The organism is Psychrobacter sp. UBA6739 (assembly GCF_002453835.1).
Taxonomy (GTDB): Bacteria; Pseudomonadota; Gammaproteobacteria; order Pseudomonadales; family Moraxellaceae; genus Psychrobacter; species Psychrobacter immobilis_A.
Genome location: NZ_DKHR01000043.1, coordinates 1 through 17,039 on the forward strand (window position 1 = coordinate 1; position 17,039 = coordinate 17,039).

13 protein-coding genes are annotated in these 17,039 nt (G+C 43.4%); 8 read left to right on the forward strand and 5 right to left on the reverse strand.

All coding sequences use genetic code 11. The features are described 5' to 3' along the window. Window positions 1-179: 179 nt before the first annotated feature. Window positions 180-410: a hypothetical protein gene (locus B2575_RS09585; protein WP_045446342.1), complete on the forward strand. Its 231-nt coding sequence runs from the start codon at window positions 180-182 to the stop codon at window positions 408-410. Between the two features lie 94 nt (window positions 411-504). Here B2575_RS09585 and B2575_RS09590 read toward each other — a convergent pair whose 3' ends face one another. Beyond that, entirely contained in the window at window positions 505-1,995 is a 1,491-nt protein-coding gene (locus B2575_RS09590) for an aldehyde dehydrogenase family protein (RefSeq protein WP_296241623.1), read from the reverse strand. A 406-nt stretch (window positions 1,996-2,401) separates the two neighbouring features. On the opposite strand from B2575_RS09590, the gene B2575_RS09595 reads away from it, so the two are divergent. From B2575_RS09595 to B2575_RS09625, 7 genes are all read left to right on the forward strand, one after another. Then, a complete protein-coding gene (locus B2575_RS09595; RefSeq protein WP_055124963.1) occupies window positions 2,402-3,004 on the forward strand; it encodes a TetR/AcrR family transcriptional regulator in 603 nt (200 codons plus the stop codon). A gap of 208 nt (window positions 3,005-3,212) precedes the next feature. After that, the gene (locus B2575_RS09600) at window positions 3,213-4,433 is read left to right on the forward strand and encodes an iron-containing alcohol dehydrogenase (protein ID WP_238049637.1); all 1,221 of its coding nucleotides are present in this window, start codon (window positions 3,213-3,215) and stop codon (window positions 4,431-4,433) included. 139 nt (window positions 4,434-4,572) lie between these two features. After that, window positions 4,573-5,622, forward strand: a complete 1,050-nt coding sequence (locus B2575_RS09605; RefSeq protein ID WP_060491217.1) for an NADP-dependent oxidoreductase — start codon at window positions 4,573-4,575, stop codon at window positions 5,620-5,622. Window positions 5,623-5,841: 219 nt separating this feature from the next. Further along, the gene (locus tag B2575_RS09610) at window positions 5,842-6,519 is read left to right on the forward strand and encodes a type 1 glutamine amidotransferase domain-containing protein (RefSeq protein ID WP_238049636.1); all 678 of its coding nucleotides are present in this window, start codon (window positions 5,842-5,844) and stop codon (window positions 6,517-6,519) included. Window positions 6,520-6,566: 47 nt separating this feature from the next. Next, window positions 6,567-7,196 carry a glutathione S-transferase family protein gene (locus tag B2575_RS09615; protein WP_201614188.1) on the forward strand — a complete coding sequence of 210 codons (630 nt, stop codon included), beginning with the start codon at window positions 6,567-6,569 and terminating at the stop codon, window positions 7,194-7,196. 517 nt (window positions 7,197-7,713) lie between these two features. Then, the gene (locus B2575_RS09620) at window positions 7,714-9,330 is read left to right on the forward strand and encodes an MFS transporter (protein ID WP_238049634.1); all 1,617 of its coding nucleotides are present in this window, start codon (window positions 7,714-7,716) and stop codon (window positions 9,328-9,330) included. Window positions 9,331-9,437: 107 nt separating this feature from the next. Further along, complete coding sequence (locus tag B2575_RS09625) at window positions 9,438-10,727, forward strand: HlyD family secretion protein (protein ID WP_238049632.1); 1,290 nt, start codon at window positions 9,438-9,440, stop codon at window positions 10,725-10,727. Between the two features lie 150 nt (window positions 10,728-10,877). Here B2575_RS09625 and pdxH read toward each other — a convergent pair whose 3' ends face one another. The 4 genes from pdxH to B2575_RS09645 all read right to left on the reverse strand — a co-directional run bounded on the left by pdxH (window position 10,878) and on the right by B2575_RS09645 (window position 17,037). Then, window positions 10,878-11,522, reverse strand: a complete 645-nt coding sequence (gene pdxH / locus B2575_RS09630; RefSeq protein WP_238049639.1) for a pyridoxamine 5'-phosphate oxidase — start codon at window positions 11,520-11,522, stop codon at window positions 10,878-10,880. A 43-nt stretch (window positions 11,523-11,565) separates the two neighbouring features. Next, a complete protein-coding gene (glmM, locus tag B2575_RS09635; RefSeq protein ID WP_238049630.1) occupies window positions 11,566-12,936 on the reverse strand; it encodes a phosphoglucosamine mutase in 1,371 nt (456 codons plus the stop codon). Window positions 12,937-13,149: 213 nt separating this feature from the next. Then, window positions 13,150-14,622 carry an IMP dehydrogenase gene (gene guaB, locus B2575_RS09640; RefSeq protein WP_045454296.1) on the reverse strand — a complete coding sequence of 491 codons (1,473 nt, stop codon included), beginning with the start codon at window positions 14,620-14,622 and terminating at the stop codon, window positions 13,150-13,152. A 411-nt stretch (window positions 14,623-15,033) separates the two neighbouring features. Then, a complete protein-coding gene (locus B2575_RS09645) occupies window positions 15,034-17,037 on the reverse strand; it encodes a mechanosensitive ion channel family protein (RefSeq protein WP_296241636.1) in 2,004 nt (667 codons plus the stop codon). Between the last annotated feature and the right edge of the window lie 2 nt (window positions 17,038-17,039).

Genomic DNA, 17,039 nt, shown 5'->3' on the forward strand with positions numbered 1-17,039 from the left:
CTAGAAGGACGTGGTTTTACGGCGCTAGATGATAATATTTTAGAATGTGACACACAGTATAGAGCGTGTTACCCGTTCAACTTAAGTCGCTACCCTCGTTGTTATCTGCGTTATACTAGCCATAAGCATTGACTATCACTGAGCTGACTGCTTAGATGGTTTATAACTAGGAGAATGTCATGACTCAAGAACACGCTTCCCATGAAAAGCGCAAAATCATCGATAAGTTTTTGATGAAACTCACTAAAGAGGAGCCGCAAATGTATTATGCTAGCACCTCTGAGGTCGCTCGTAGCATCCATACTATGATAAAAGAGCACACCAATCGCTTGTCGGTAGAAGATCAAGCGCTCGTTAGACATATGACCGTCGAGGAGATACAAGGCTTGCTAGGCTTTCACCTTAAATAATCACACTTTCAACGTTCCCATAAAAAAAGCCCGCTGATTTGCAGGCTTTTTTATTATTCAAACTTTAATTTAGAGCATTGAAAATATACATCGCTTAAAACGGATACTCGCGTGGCTCATGTTGCATAGATATCCAGTGCGTTCTAGTGAACTCTTCTAGCACCCACTCACCGTTAAAACGACCAATACCTGAGTTTTTCTCGCCACCGAATGGTAAGTTACTTTCATCATTGACTGAAATATCATTAATATGTGTCATGCCCGCTCTGATACCACGAGCAAAGCGCATGCCTTTTGCCATATCTTTTGTAAATACCGCACTCGACAGACCAAACATTGAGTCATTGGCAATCGATAACGCATCCTCTTCATCTTTGGCACGGATGATACCGACCAATGGTCCAAACACCTCATTACGTGACAAATCCATCTCGCGCGTCACTTCAATAAAGATGTGCGGCGGTACCACTTGCCCTTTAATCTCACCACTTAATATCATTTTTGCGCCTTCTTGCTGCGCGTTGGCGATTTTCTCTTTCAACGATTCGACCTGTTTTTTATTAATAATCGGACCAACCGCCGTGTCTTGTTTGCTCGGATCGCCGACGTTTAACGTTTTAACATGCGCCAAGAAACGCTCAACGAAGTCATCATAAATCTCGTCTTCAACGATAATACGATTAATAGCAATACAGATTTGACCTTGATGTAAGAATTTGCCAAAGGCTGCTGCTTTGACCGCTTGCTCAATATCAGCGTCTTTTAGTACCACAAATGGGCTGTTACCACCCAACTCAAGCGCTACTTGTTTAATGTAGTCACCGCCATTAGCCAACTCGCCAATGCGCTTACCGACTGAAGTAGAGCCCGTAAATGATACAAAGCTTGGGGTTTTGTGTTCAACGATCGCATCTCCTATCTCTTTGCCTGAGCCAACAACCACGTTGAGCAAGCCTTTTGGTAAACCTGCTTCTTCGAATACTTTTGCTAGCAGCAAACCACCAGTCACTGGGGTATCACTCGCAGGCTTTAGTACCACAGCGTTACCAAGTGCTAAAGCTGGTGCAATAGAACGTTGGGTCAAATGTAATGGAAAGTTCCACGGACTAATGACAGCGACGACACCGATGGGCTCACGGTAAACAAAGTTTTCTTTGCCAGGGGTGTTAGATGGACGAATCTCGCCATGTACACGACTGGGGAAAGTCGCAGCCTCAAGGGTAATGGCGCGGGTAGCAGCAAACTCCACCATGGCTTTAACACGGGTACTGCCCGACTCTTTAATGAGCCAATCGACGATTTCATCTTGGCGCTGATCTAAAATCTCAACCACTTTATATAGCACACCTGCTCGTGTCGCTGGCGTCTGCTGTGCCCACTCTTTTTGTGCCGCACTTGCTGCTTGATACGCTTCATTAAGCTGTGTTTCTGTCGCCTGCTGAGTCTTTACAAGTGTATCGCCATTGTAGGGGTTGGTATTGGTATTGACGCTATCGTCTTGACCGCTTTGCCATTCCCCTGCAATGTACTGAAGGTGGAAATCATTATAGGCATTGGCTTTGTTATTATCGGTATCAGTTGACATAATTCTTCTCATTTATTTTAGGGATGTTATGTTGGTTGTCAATAAAACAGTATGACTAGCAAATTGAGACAGATAAAAAATAACTCTTAACACAGTTATTTATATTAAATAGCCTGCGCTCGCGACATTTGATTAAGCACATCAAAACGAAACTTGCTAGACGACTGGTCTAATGCTACCATAGACCTCATACAAATAAGCGTATTTTGTCAGCAAGTATTGTTGAAAAAACGTAACGTGACCATATCAACCCTTACAATAAGCACTCATTATAAGCAAAGATAAAAATCTGCATCGACCCATAGAAAGTATCATGAATAATTGTTAATAGCGCGCTAAGTAGCATTATTCGCCATACCTTATCTCTGAAATACATTCATAAAAAATATAGGAGGACATTACCATTATGTCTGCGGCCTCAACCACAATCCCACCAGATACCAAAACGCATCTGTTAGAAACAGGCTATCAACTGATTTCCAAAAAAGGCTTTACTGCCGTCGGTATCAAACAAATACTAGACACAGCTGGTATTCCTAAAGGCTCTTTTTACCATTATTTTGCCTCAAAGGAAGCGTTCGGTGAAGCTATCATCAGTCATTATTTCACTGACTATAAGATACGCTTAGACACCATTGGTCGTCAAAAAGTTAATGCCCAGCAAAAGATTTATGATTACTTTCAAAGCTGGTATGACACCCAGCAAAATGGCTGTGATCATGAAAAGTGCTTGGTGGTTAAGCTCAGCGCTGAGGTTGCAGATCTGTCTGAACCTATGCGCATCGCACTGAATGCTGGTTACCAGCAGACCATCAGCTGGCTTGCCGAACAAATCAAAGCAGGCTGGGCGGATGACTCTGTACCACAACCTGACAATATCGCGGCCGAGAGCATGGCAAAACGTTGGTATTTTGCTTGGCTTGGTGCCAGTTTAATCGCCAAGATTAGCCAAACCAATACACCGCTTGCAGAAGTATGGCAGATGACTACTTCTCAATTGGGACGCTAATCTCGTGCGTTAAACGCTTTTTAGCCATTTATACGTCCCTAGATCTAAAGCAAAAAATTGAGTTATAAGAGAGTTTTGTAAAAATTACTAGACGACTGGTCTATTTAGTGTACAATGCCCACAGTTGCAAAAACGAATGGCTAATTTGCCACTGAGATTTTTGCACCCCATACGCTCAACACAAATATTTAATAATTTTAGGAATACTATGAATAACTTCCAATATTACAATCCAGTACGTATCGTCTTTGGTGAAGGTCAAATCAAACAACTATCAGAATTGGTCCCGACTGATGCCCGTGTGCTTATCACTTATGGTGGCGGTTCGGCACAGCGCACAGGTACGCTAGACGAAGTAAAAGAAGCTTTGGCTGCGAGCGGTACACGTACCGTATTCGAATTTGGTGGTATTGAAGCCAATCCAGAATTCACAACTCTTTTAAAAGCAGCAGATATGGTCAATGAGCACAATATTGACTTTTTGCTAGCGGTCGGGGGCGGCTCAGTCATTGATGGTAGCAAATTTGTGGCATTGGTATCGTCACTTACTGAAGAAGATGGCACGACTGTCTCACGCGAACAAGCATGGAACGCACTAACCAGCTATTGCAGAGACATTTATTCTGCCATCGATTTGGGTGCTGTTTTGACCATTCCAGCCACTGGCTCTGAGATGAATTCAGGCGGCGTCATCAATTATAGTGAACGTCAAGCTAAGCTACCATTTGGCAACGCACTTGCCTTCCCTAAGTTCTCAATATTAGATCCAATCAAAACACTGACATTACCTGAGCGTCAAGTGATGAATGGTGTTGCGGATGCCTTTGTCCATGTCATGGAACAGTACCTAACGTATCCAGTCAACGCAAAAGTGCAAGACGCCTTTGCTGAGAGCTTGCTGAAAATCCTCATTGATGAAGGTCGTATCGTTAAACAAGATCCAGAAAACTTAGAAACTCGTAAGAATATTATGTGGACAGCGACCATGGCACTCAATGGTCTAATCGGTGCAGGCGTACCGCAAGACTGGACAACACATATGATCGGTCATGAGCTAACCTCGTTACACAGCATCGATCATGCTCGCACCCTAACCATTTTATTACCCTCAGTAATGCGTGAGTTGAAAGACAGCAAAAAAGAGAAATTACTTCAATATGCGCATAATGTCTGGAATATTACGCTTGATGATACCCATCAAGACGAAGATGCTGTCATTGAAGCCGCTATTGTCCGTACAGAAAACTTCTTCCGCGACCTTGGCTTGCCTGTCAGTTTAGAAGATGCAGAACTTGATGCGTCAGCTATTGACCCGATTATCAAGCAGCTTGAGGCGCACAACATGGTTCAGTTAGGCGAGCACAGCAACAATGATTTAGAAGTGTCACGCCGTATTCTGCAACGTGCTATTAGTAGTAAAGCTGCTTAATAAAAACACCACCGTAATAAGAAACACATATTGTTATGCTATTTATAGTAGTTGCTCAGCACTGAGTAACTACTCCATTCACCATTAAATATCAAAACCAGTAAATATTAAAATCAATAAATAGAAAAGGAATCTGATAATGAGCTTTGATAAACAACAAAATCAAAAAACAAACCGTCAAATCAAATTGGCAAGCCGTCCAACAGGTGAGCCAAAAGCTGAAAACTTTGATATGGTAACCAGCGATATCCCATCGCCAAATAACAATGAAATGCTGCTGCGTACCGTTTACTTATCATTAGATCCATACATGCGTGGACGTATGAGCGATGCAAAAAGCTATGCTGATCCGCTAGAAGTGGGTGATGTCATGATGGGTGGAACGGTTGCCCAAGTCGTTGAATCCAATATCGATAAATTTGCTGTGGGTGACTTAGTGGTCTCAAACTCAGGCTGGCAAGACTATAGCGTCAGTGATGGCGAAGGCGTCTTAAAGCTTGACAAAAACATGTCAAATCCTTCTTATGGTTTAGGTGTATTAGGTATGCCCGGCTTTACCGGTTACATGGGTTTGACCGACATCGGTAAGCCGCAAAAAGGGGAAACTTTGGTCGTCGCAGCCGCAACGGGTCCCGTTGGTGCAACGGTAGGTCAAGTTGGCAACCAATATGGCTTACGTACCGTTGGTGTGGCTGGTGGCAAAGAAAAATGTGACTTTGCTGTCAATGAGCTAGGCTTTGATGTCTGTATTGACCATAAAGCTGATGACTTTGCCGAGCAATTAAAAGCGGCGTGCCCAGATGGCATCGATATCTATTACGAAAACGTCGGTGGCAAAGTGTTTGATGCCGTTATGCCATTATTAAATGCGCATGCACGTATCCCAGTCTGTGGTCTGGTTTCGCAATACAACGCCACCGAGCTGCCTGATGGTAAAGATCGTCTAGGCGTATTAATGGGCAACATTCTAAGCCGTCGTCTCACCATCAAAGGGTTTATTATTTTTGAAGAATATGGCGATCACTTCCCAGAATTCTTAAAAACCATGAGTAAATGGGTCGAGTCAGGTGATGTTAAAACCAAAGAATATATTGCTGAAGGCTTAGACGATGCACCAAATGCCTTTGTTCGCATGCTAAATGGCGATAACTTTGGTAAAACAGTGGTTAAAGTTTCTGAGGTTGAATAACAGAACCAATGGTTATCAGTTGGTTGAATCGCAAATAACGACTTAACAACATAACTTGCTAAGACAACCACTGAAAATGACCTCTCAACCATGAATACTGTTATATGAATACCGCTAGCAGTCATTGCTAATACTCATATTGATTACAGATGACCAATTAAGCATGACTGCTAACAACCCATGATTTAAGAACAACATCAATAATAAATAAGGACGACTATGAATATTTTAATGGTACTAACCTCACATGATAAGTTGGGCGATACTGGTAAAAAAACGGGCTTTTGGCTAGAAGAGTTTGCCGCGCCTTATTACGCTTTTATCGATGCGGGCGTCAATGTGACACTTGCTTCTCCTGCTGGCGGGCAGCCACCGCTTGATCCGAGCAGTGACACTGAAGACACGCAAACGAAAGATACCAAGCGTTTTAAAGAAGACAGCGATGCTCAAAAGCATCTTGCCAATACTGAAAAACTCGCTGATATGAACGCTGAAGATTTTGATTCAGTCTTTTATCCAGGCGGTCATGGTCCACTATGGGACTTGGCAGTTGATAAAAATTCGATCAATTTGATTGAGACGTTTGTCAAACAAGACAAACCTGTCGCCTTTGTTTGTCATTCTCCAGCCGCTCTTAAAAATGTCAAAATTGACGGTGAGTATTTAGTCAAAGGCAAAAAAGTGACTGGCTTTACCAATTCAGAAGAAGACGCCGTTGGTCTAACAGATGTCGTGCCATTCTTAGTAGAAGATGCACTAAAAGCCAATGGTGGTAACTATGAAAAAGCCGCTGATTGGGAATCATTTGTGGTCGAAGATGGCTTGCTGATTACGGGACAAAACCCAGCGTCATCAGAGGAAGCTGCCAAGCGCTTAATCACTAAGCTGAAAGGTTAATATCTTTTTAACGTCAATATAATAGACCATGCAAAAAGGCCACTATCATGATTCGCTTACATCATCTCAACCAGTCTCGCTCATTACGTATTTTATGGCTTTTAGAAGAGCTGGGCGTGCCTTATGAGATCATTAGTCATCAACGCGATCCTAATACTCATTTGGCACCAGACAGTTTAAAGGCGGTACATCCACTCGGCAAATCTCCGGTTATCGAGATGGATGGTCAACTTTATGCTGAGTCGGGTGCAATCACTGAGTTATTGATTGAGCGATTTGCGCCAGAGCGCTTACGTCCTACGACTGATAGCGCAGACTATGGACATTATCTGCAATGGATTAACTTTGCTGAAAGCTCGCTCATGTTGCCGTTATTACTGGAGCTATTTACCAAAAAAGCCGGTATCGTCGATAACGAGTTTTTAGATGGTTATATCAGTCAAGAAAAACACAGACTGTTGAGCTATCTAAACGAGGAAGTTGCAGATAAGCCATTTATCGTTGGTCATAAGCTAAGCGGCGCTGACTTTATGCTGTCTTTTGACTTAATCATGCTGGCTAAGCGTGAAGCGTTAGATGATTATCCGCATATTAAGCAGTATGCTTTACAACTCGCCAGTCTTGATAGCTATCAGCGCAGCATGCGTTTAGAGGCGAATTATGATCACTCTATTTAGTACCATGGTCTAACTGTTTATCGACTATCTAATGTATAAAAAACAGCTCTTTATAGAGCTGTTTTTTATGGGTAAAAATGACCTGAGTCGTAGCTATGTGACATATAGTCAAGGAATTTTAGAATCGCTACATGGCGACCGACCGCAGATAGTATACTGAGTACATCTAGGGTGGGTAACACCGTAGCGGTTTAAAAGTGCTCTGACTATAGCACTGTGTTTCTTATCGTCTATCATTGACAGACAGCTGCATCTATCTTTTAACTTGATTTTCAATGTGTGAGTTATGCGTGATAAATACTCAACAAAAATTATGATAAAATATTCAAAACAGGGTTTAGAATACTTTTTTGGTTTTATCAGTCTACTAAATGACTTTCTGTTAAATGACTTTCTGTTAAATGACTTTTTATTAAATGACTTTGAACGCCTTGATTTTCATGACTATCCGACGAGCGCGATGCTTGTTTAACAACGGCTATACACCATTTTATCCCTCTACGCAGATTATCCATCCATGAGTACTGAATACCAGTTTAAGCCCCATGAACGACCATTCATGCTTGGCTCGCCTGCCACCCCTGATCACCCTGTGCACCGTAAAGTATTTTATTTACTGATTGGTATTTTTATCGGCTTAACTGCCAGCTTTCAGAATGGTCTATTGGTCGCGAATCTCACTCAAATCCAAGGTGAAATGGGCTTAACACCAGTAGAAGGTGGCTGGATATCAGTCGCTTACAATATGACCAATGCTTGTGTCACGGTGCTGCTGTACAAAATTCGCCAGCAATTTGGCATGTCGTTATTTAGCAAAATCACCTTGTTCTTTTTATTGGCAGCCACCAGTATGCAGTGGTTGGTCAGTAGCAATCTACTCAGTACGACGATTGGGGTTAGCATTGAGCCTTATTATTTAGAACTGCTCGCCCGTGGCTTTAGTGGTGTGGTGGCTAGTGCGATGACGGTATTGTCTATTTTTTATTGTCTACAAGGCATGCCAACTGCTCGGCGTATCAGCGGACTTATTTTGGGCTTTGGCTTGGTGCAGTTTGGCATTCCACTGTCACGGATTATCTCGCCTTATTTAGCCGTTGATGGTCAGCTTGAAGGTTTATTTTTATTCCAAGTGGGATTATCGCTGATTTGCTTTGGGCTTATTAACATTCTTGAGCTACCACCGGGCAACACGGAAAAGGTCTTTGAAAAACTTGATTTGGTGAGTTTTGGCTTTTTTGCCAGTGGTCTTGCCGCCCTATCGGTATTTTTAGTACAAGGTAGAATTCAATGGTGGACAATGCCTTGGCTTAGCTATCCATTGATCATTGCCGTCGTGACTATCTCAATTGCTTTATGGATTGAAACGCACCGCAAAAACCCTATGTTACAAGTGCGCTGGATGCGTAGTCGCACCATTATTGCCTTTATGATTACTGGTGCCGTTATGCGTATTTTGCTGTCTGAGCAAAGTGTGGGCGCCGCAGGGTTATTAGCAAACCTTGGTTATGGTAATGACCAGCTGATTGTTTTCTATGCCATCATCTTGGTGGCTAGCATACTGGCATTAGTGATTAGCATTTTTACCACCAAAGCGACGGATCTGCGCCGACCAGTGATTTTTGCGGTTGCATTGATTGCGATTGGTGCATGGATAGATACGGGTGTGTCGCTAAACTCTGCCCCTTATATGTTCTATTTCAGTCAGTTTATAATCGCTTTTGCTGCCGTTTACTTCATGGGACCAATGGTATTTGAAGGTATGTTTCGCGCCATTGCTAACGGACCTGCCTATATTATTAGCTTCTCGGTGATTTTTGGTATCTCACAAACTGTCGGCGGTTTGGCAGGCGCGGCAGGTATTCAAGCATTTACCACCATTCGTACTCAGATGCATTATGCCGATATGGTCAGTTCAATGAATACCACTGATCCTGCTACGATGACCCAAATGCTACAGGGTGTGCAACGTCAAGCAACGGTCGCCGCTTATGACGATTTATTCTTTTTGATGGCCGTGAGCGCCACCATCACCGCGCTATATTTATTGATGGTTTATTTTTATTACCTTTATCATAAACGCAATCCACTTAGTAAAGAACTTGCCGCATTGGCAGAAATGATGGGCAAAAAATAACAGGTGATAATCATATCGATTTGTTGCTGTTACCTTTTCTTCTTATGCTAATTACTATATTTTAAAAAGTTATCCACCATGTTTATCAATCTCATTAGGAGCGCATCATGAGCGAAGACAAATTAAATGATCTTGATGACCATAATCAAGACACTGCTCAAGATGCCACCCAAAATACTGCTGAAAACCATCAGACATCATCCAATGCAGCAGCAATAGAGATGCCTCTAAACCAATCGAAAAGTGATGATACTGTGACCGTACCGAAAAAAGAGGACTCGGTAATAACGTCAGTTGCTGATACTGATGAAACGCCAATGCCGCCAAAAGAGCCTATTCCTGACGCTACAAGTTGGTCGCCTAAAAAGAAATCTTACTTTAACCTAGGCTTATTGATTGCACTAATCATTATTGGCGTCCTTTTGATTCTTTATGCATGGAAGCTACCGCCCTTTACGCCTACGGTTCAGCAGACTAATAATGCCTTTGTAAAAGGTCAAACAACGATTATCAGCCCGCAAGTTTCTGGCTATGTCACAGAAGTGGCAGTGCAAGATTTTGAAAATGTACAAGCAGGTGATTTATTGGTCAAGATAGACGACCGTGCCTTTTTGCAGCAGCTCGAACAAGCACAAGCCAATATCGAAGTCGCTATGACCGACCGCTCAAGCAATGCGCAAGATACGGGCACCAGTCAGGCACAAATCGAAGCACGTAAAGCGGACTTATATAGTGCCAAAGTCAGCGTTGATAGTGCACGCGAAGATGTAAAGCGCTATCAAGGGCTTGATGCGATTGGCGCAGTATCCAAAGCAGAAGTTGCTCATGCCCAAGCTCAGCTCGCTCAAGCACAAGCGGGCGTGCAGCAAGCAGAAGCCAATTTACAAGTCGCCCTTGAAGCCAGCAAAAAAACCAGTGGTAGCCGCTCATCACTCGATGCCAATATTAAAAATGCAGAAGCAGTTGCTAAGCAAGCACAGCTTAATTTAGACAATACTATTATCAGAGCACCGGAATCAGGACAACTGAGTCAAGTCAGCGTCAAAGCGGGGCAATATGTCAGCGCGGGCACACAGCTCATGTATGTGGTGCCGAAAGGCGTGTGGATTATCGCCAACTTTAAAGAAACCCAAGTGGCAAATATGACTGTCGGTGAGCCTGCAACTATTCATGTGGATGCGCTAGGCGGCATTAAGTTTCGAGGTCATGTCAGCAATATCTCGCCAGCGACTGGCAGTGAATTTAGCGCAGGCGCGGCAAACCCTGCGACTGGCAACTATATTAAAATCGCTCAGCGTATTCCGGTACGAATAGATTTAGAGCAAGGACAACCTGAGCTTGCGCAATTGCGCCCCGGTATGTCGGTGTCGGTCGATGTCGATACTAAACCGAACTAGAGCATGTTGGACATTCACAAATAGGCACTGCTATTTTCTAAAATTGCTCCAGACAAACCGCAAAATAAAAAGCCAGTCCAGATGTCATAATCACTATGACGCCTAGATTGGCTTTTCTACTTCTATGAAAATATGAATAGCGCGCTTGGGTTACGGCAAAAGGCGCTTGGTAGTCCAGCTTTCACCATTGTCTTTAGTATAGACAATACGGTCATGCATACGATTGGCACGACCTTGCCAAAACTCAATCTCATGAATGCTAATCTCGTAACCACCCCAAAACGCTGGTGTTGGCACTTGGCTACTTTCTGGATACTGGTTTTGCAGCTCATCAAACTTGGCTTGCATCACTTCACGATCAGCAACCTCGCCACTTTGCGGTTGACTGACCCACGCACCCACTTGACTGTCGTGAGGACGCTTTTGAAAGTAAGCAGCTGACTTATTAGCATCGATTTTAGCAATGCTGCCACTAATACGTACTTGACGCTCCAGCTCGTGCCAAAAGAATAGCGCTTCGACATTCGGGTTTTCGGCAATATCTTGACCTTTAGCGCTTTCATAGTTGGTATAAAACACCACACCATTTTCAGTAATCTCACGCATAAGTACGATGCGCACGCTAGGTTTATTATCAGCACCGCACGTCGCCAAGCTCATCGCATAAGGCTCTTGCACCTTTTGTGCTATTGCCTCATTCATCCATTCTTTTAGTAGCTCAAATGGAGAGTCTGGGACGGACTGTTGATCAAGCTCACCTTTTTCGTATGACAAACGCTGATCGGTAAAATCCATGCTCATAAAATATTCCTTATTTTAATATAACTATATTATGACTTTAACCCAATATTGCTTTGATATGGTCAGCCAAATCATTTGCCAATACATCACATTCTATTTCATCATCCGACTCAATCATCACACGTATCATAGGCTCTGTACCTGACTGTCGAATGAGCAGACGACCACGACCCTCTAAAGTAGCCTGTGCTTTTGCAAAAGCAGCAACCAGCTCTTCATGTTCAAACGGATCTTGCATTTTACTTAAGCGTACATTGACCAGTTTCTGTGGCAATTTTTCAAAGCCTTCGGTCAAATCACTGAGCGCTTTACCACGTGCTTCCATCACCGCAAGCACTTGCAAGCCGGCGATAATGGCATCGCCCGTACGACTCTTATCCAAACATAGAATATGACCCGATGGTTCGCCACCCAGTATCCAGCCATTCGCTTCAAGCTCATGCATCACATAACGATCGCCTACTTTCGCACGCGTAAATTTAATATCTGCTGCTTTGAGTGCCAGCTCTAAGCCCATGTTACTCATCAGCGTACCAACCACACCTTTCGCCTTAGTCTGACCTTGGGTAGCAAGTACGTATAAAATGCCATCGCCGTCAACCAGATTACCAGCCTCATCAACCATCACAATACGATCACCATCACCGTCTAGTGCGATACCAACATCTGCCTCGTGCTCAATCACTGCTTTCTGTAAGCCTTCAGGATGGGTAGAGCCGCAGTCGGCATTGATATTGACGCCATCAGGCGTATTGTTAATAGCAATCACATTGGCACCCAACTCACGCATGACTCTTGGTGCCACGCTATAGCCTGCACCATTGGCACAATCTACAACGACAGTCAGATGACTCAAGTCGTACTGATAGGGAAAACTGCCTTTACAGAATTCGATATAGCGACCTTTGGCATCATTGATTCGATTATTTTTCCCCAATTGTGCTGGATCAAGAATAGGCATGATCACATTATTGTCCGCCTCAGAGGCACTCATAATCGCTTTTAGCTTATCATTAATGGAGTTTTGCATCTCATCAGTCAGCTTTTTGCCATCTCCTGAAAACAGTTTGATACCATTATCATAGTAAGGATTGTGCGACGCTGAAATAACTACCCCAGCATCTGCATTAAAACTACGGGTCAAATGCGCAATCGCTGGTGTGGGTAATGGTCCAAGCATATGCACATCAACACCAGCGGCATTAAACCCCGCTTGCAATGCGCCTTCAATCACATAACCTGACAGCCGCGTATCCTTACCGATGACCACGCTTGGCTTGCGAGCAGGGTTGTCATTATTCTCTATCAGCACACGTCCCGTCACATAGCCCAGTTTTAAAATAAAATCAGGGGTAATCGGCGACTCACCGAATTTTCCGCGAATACCATCGGTGCCAAAGTAGCTCATTATGTATGCTCCCAAATCTAAGAGTGAAAACCAGACGAATACGCAAACAATAACGTATAAACAGTCTAAGTAGTTATTATTATAATCCGCTTGTGTATTTTACAAAAAAAACAGCCAACAATAACAAGGCATTGTTGGCTGTTTGTATCTTAAGGTCACTGCAGCCCTGCAAAATAGCTATCGTTGACGTAATGCAGGATTATAGAACATCTTTTAATTCACACGATAGTTCGGTGCTTCTTTAGTGATTTGAACATCATGGACATGCGACTCTTTCATACCCGCCGATGTCACCTTAATGAATTGCGGATTGGTACGCATATCTTCGATGGTCGCAGAGCCAGTATAACCCATTGATGAGCGCAAACCGCCAACCAACTGATTAACAATACCAGCAACTGGACCTTTATAAGGAACTCGGCCTTCGATACCTTCTGGTACTAATTTCTCTACGCCATCTTTAGCATCTTGGAAGTAACGATCTGATGAACCGTTTGAGCCTGACATCGCACCAAGGCTACCCATACCGCGGTAAGCTTTGTAGTAACGACCTTGGAACAGCTCAACTTCACCTGGCGCTTCTTCAGTACCAGCCATCAATGAGCCTACCATGATGCACGAAGCACCAGCAGCGATGGCTTTTGCCATATCACCTGAATAGCGAATACCACCATCTGCAATCAGTGGAATACTGTCTTTTAATGCGCTAGCGACGTTATCGATGGCTGAGATTTGCGGCACACCGATACCAGCGATGATACGCGTAGTACAGATAGAACCAGGGCCAATACCGACTTTTACCGCATCAGCGCCTGCATCACGTAGTGCAAGTGCAGCATCCCCTGTTGCGATATTGCCACCGATGACTTGTACGTGTGGATAGTGCTTTTTAATCCAAGACACCTTATCAATCACGCCTTTTGAATGACCGTGTGCGGTATCAACCACGATGATATCGACGTCAGCAGCGATTAATGCTTCAACACGCGCTTGGGTATCTGCACCAGTACCAACAGCAGCACCAACACGCAGACGACCTTGCTCATCCTTACAAGCATTTGGATTGTTTTCAGCTTTTGCAAAATCATTAACCGTAATCAAACCACGTAAGCGGAAATGATCGTCGATAACGATGACTTTTTCAATACGGTGTTCATGTAGCAGACGCTTGATGTTTTCGTTGCTTTCACCTTCATGTACTGTCACCAACTGATCTTTTGGCGTCATGATTTTACTAACTGGCAAAGACAGATTGGTTTCAAAGCGCCAATCTCTGTGAGTCACAATACCCACGACATTATCAGTGCCTCTTTCTACCACAGGTACGCCTGAGATATTATTGTCTTGCGTCAGCTGTAGCAGATCACCAATCGTCATCTCTGGATGCACAGTAATCGGATCTACAACCGTACCTGCTTCAAATTTTTTGACGCGGCGTACTTGTGTTGCTTGCTTGGCGATATCCATGCTCTTGTGCAAGATACCCATACCGCCTAGCTGTGCCATCGTAATGGCCATTTCAGATTCGGTCACGGTATCCATCGCGGCAGAAATCAGCGGTAAATTCAGCGTGATGTTTTTGGTCAAACGAGTGGTCAGATCGGCAGTTTTTGGCAAGACTTCAGAATAAGCTGGCAACAATAAAACGTCATCAAAGGTTAAGGCTTCATCGACAATTCGCAACATACAGACCCCTAGTGGTGGTTATTTTGATGGGTGGGATATTTTTGGCATTAAGACAATCAACCAAAATCACCGATATGACTTTATGAAGCTAAAGTCTTAAAATTAAAGACCTTGTATCACAAAGTTTTAGATAATCAGCAATGAGCCAGCCGGTGTTTGTGATTAAACAAACAGAGACACTCGAAAATTGCAATTGATTGATGCTAATAAGTTTGCACAAATATAGCGCGCCCCTACTCTTAATCGCTCATTTATCCCTTAAAAATAACGCCATATTATAACAAATAATCAGACAAATCGCATGCTATATTTGTCAGCTTATTTTGCTAGCGCTTGTCTATCGATATCGACGTCTGTAAAGCTCAGCTATTTAAAAGCATAGAAAACATACTCAATCGTCGGTTACTGGTCTTAACCCTTCAATATTAAACGTTCAGCAGGCAGATAAGCTTTTTGTTTGCTATATAAGTAATTCAACATCTGCTCACGTATCTCACAGGCCAGTGTCCATGCTTCTATGGGACCTACCGCTGAAACAGCGCCGCGCAGGTGAATAATGTTGGCAGTCACCTCAATGACAAACATTTCAGGCTCAGTTTTGTTGTCCCAAAGCTTATTATCTTTAACCGCCGATATAAATTGCTGGCGAATGGCTTCAATATCTGCGCCATAATCGACATATAAAAACACAGGGCAAGTCTGATGTACTTCGGTATGTGACCAGTTTTCTACCATTTCGGTGATCAGTTCGCGCATCGGCACGATCAATCGACGTTCATCCCATGTTTTGAGTACCGCATACGTATAACGCAGGTCTTCAACGGTACTAAAGTTGCCATCCATTATCACACTGTCGCCAATCCGTACCGGCTGGGTCACGGCCACCTGTACCCCAGCAATGATGTTACCCAGTATCGGCTGCGCGGCAATTCCGATGACCACGCCTGCGATACCAGCCGAGGTCAATAGCGTTTTGCCAAGACCTTCCATGTTGGCAAATTCACTGAGACCAATCCAAATACTGCCCAAAATCATGACAAAAATAAAGACGCGGCGAAATATCGATACATAAGTACGGCGACGGCGCTCTTTATCAAAGTGCTCTTCAGCCAGATTTTCAATTTGTAGGCTTTGATAGCGATTAGCAAAAAAGTTAATAACGCGAATGCCAAGCCATAAGGTGCTAAATACTAGCCCAATCCAGATAAGCGGACGAGTCGATGAAGCTACCGCATCCAAATAAGGAAAGCCGCCTGACACTAAAGTAAAGACGAGCAAAAAACTGATGGTAAAAGTCAACGGCACGGTCAGCTTATTAACCAAATCTGCCACGCCATTAGTACTACCAACATAATTGCTGTATTTTTCATCGTCGATATAACGGCTGATGATTTTTTCCGTGCCTTTACTGAGTAACCACCCTACTCCCATGGTCACTAAGAAAAACAGTGCTAATGCCAAAAACTCCCATAGTGCGATACTGAAAATCTTAAGTTTTAACCATCCAGGTAAATAACGCTCAAATTCCGCTGGATGATATTGTTCATAGAGATTGTCAATATTATCAACGGTCTGTGCAGAAAATACCCAAATAGGCGCAGCCTCACCAACCCGTACTCGTTGCAAATAGATGGGAACACGGCGCTCACGATAGTCGATATAACCTAGCTGAATCGAACGTCTAGGGATACCCATGATACTACTGGTATTGCCAAGTGGTGGCTCGATTAAACCATCTGGGCGATCTGGCAGATCATCAAAAACATAAAGCTCTTTTTCCGTTAACAAAAAATCCAACCGTTTTGATAACTCAAGCGCGTGGTTACGCTGAATTTTCTGATCGATTAAATTAATGTTGAGTGCATAAGCAGCCAAGTCGTATTGTTGCTTCATGACCGCTGACTGAAAAAACTCTAAAGTCGCTAGTGGCGTGGTTAAATTTGGCAGTTCAGACAATGGCGGCAAGCCTACATTGAGCTTGTCTAGCAAATAATAACTTTCATTGTATTCACCCGTCAGTCCAGAATCGCCCTGCAAATTACCCGCTTGCTCTACTGCATTACGCTCGGTAGGATCAAATATTTCTTCTGCAACGCCAGAGATACTGAGGCTTTCGTCTTTAATTGTATTGATTTTCTGAGTGGCATATTCAGCCAGATTATCGGGCTTGCTGACTGAAGTCGATGACGAGCTGGACTGCTCATCATCAACTTGTTCGCTATCGCTTTGCATATCACTAGTGCTTGCGGCATTAGCGGATGCAAACACAGCACTCATGCTGACTATAAAAAAAACTAATAGTAATGACAAAGTACTGGCGCGCACATTCCAACGTTGGCCGTTAGGATAGTAGTCACCGTCGGTATCAGTTGCTATACAATGACCGCCAACAATGCTCTTTTTGAGAATATTCATAT

What these genes read in the sequence shown, in the direction of transcription:
- B2575_RS09590 (WP_296241623.1), bottom strand. Translation starts at nt 1,995, where the DNA reads ATGTCAACTGATACCGATAATAACAAAGCCAATGCCTATAATGATTTC.
- B2575_RS09615 (WP_201614188.1), top strand. Translation starts at nt 6,567, where the DNA reads ATGATTCGCTTACATCATCTCAACCAGTCTCGCTCATTACGTATTTTA.
- pdxH (WP_238049639.1), bottom strand. Translation starts at nt 11,522, where the DNA reads ATGGATTTTACCGATCAGCGTTTGTCATACGAAAAAGGTGAGCTTGAT.
- glmM (WP_238049630.1), bottom strand. Translation starts at nt 12,936, where the DNA reads ATGAGCTACTTTGGCACCGATGGTATTCGCGGAAAATTCGGTGAGTCG.
- B2575_RS09620 (WP_238049634.1), top strand. Translation starts at nt 7,714, where the DNA reads ATGAGTACTGAATACCAGTTTAAGCCCCATGAACGACCATTCATGCTT.
- B2575_RS09600 (WP_238049637.1), top strand. Translation starts at nt 3,213, where the DNA reads ATGAATAACTTCCAATATTACAATCCAGTACGTATCGTCTTTGGTGAA.
- B2575_RS09625 (WP_238049632.1), top strand. Translation starts at nt 9,438, where the DNA reads ATGAGCGAAGACAAATTAAATGATCTTGATGACCATAATCAAGACACT.
- B2575_RS09605 (WP_060491217.1), top strand. Translation starts at nt 4,573, where the DNA reads ATGAGCTTTGATAAACAACAAAATCAAAAAACAAACCGTCAAATCAAA.
- guaB (WP_045454296.1), bottom strand. Translation starts at nt 14,622, where the DNA reads ATGTTGCGAATTGTCGATGAAGCCTTAACCTTTGATGACGTTTTATTG.
- B2575_RS09645 (WP_296241636.1), bottom strand. Translation starts at nt 17,037, where the DNA reads ATGAATATTCTCAAAAAGAGCATTGTTGGCGGTCATTGTATAGCAACT.
- B2575_RS09585 (WP_045446342.1), top strand. Translation starts at nt 180, where the DNA reads ATGACTCAAGAACACGCTTCCCATGAAAAGCGCAAAATCATCGATAAG.
- B2575_RS09610 (WP_238049636.1), top strand. Translation starts at nt 5,842, where the DNA reads ATGAATATTTTAATGGTACTAACCTCACATGATAAGTTGGGCGATACT.
- B2575_RS09595 (WP_055124963.1), top strand. Translation starts at nt 2,402, where the DNA reads ATGTCTGCGGCCTCAACCACAATCCCACCAGATACCAAAACGCATCTG.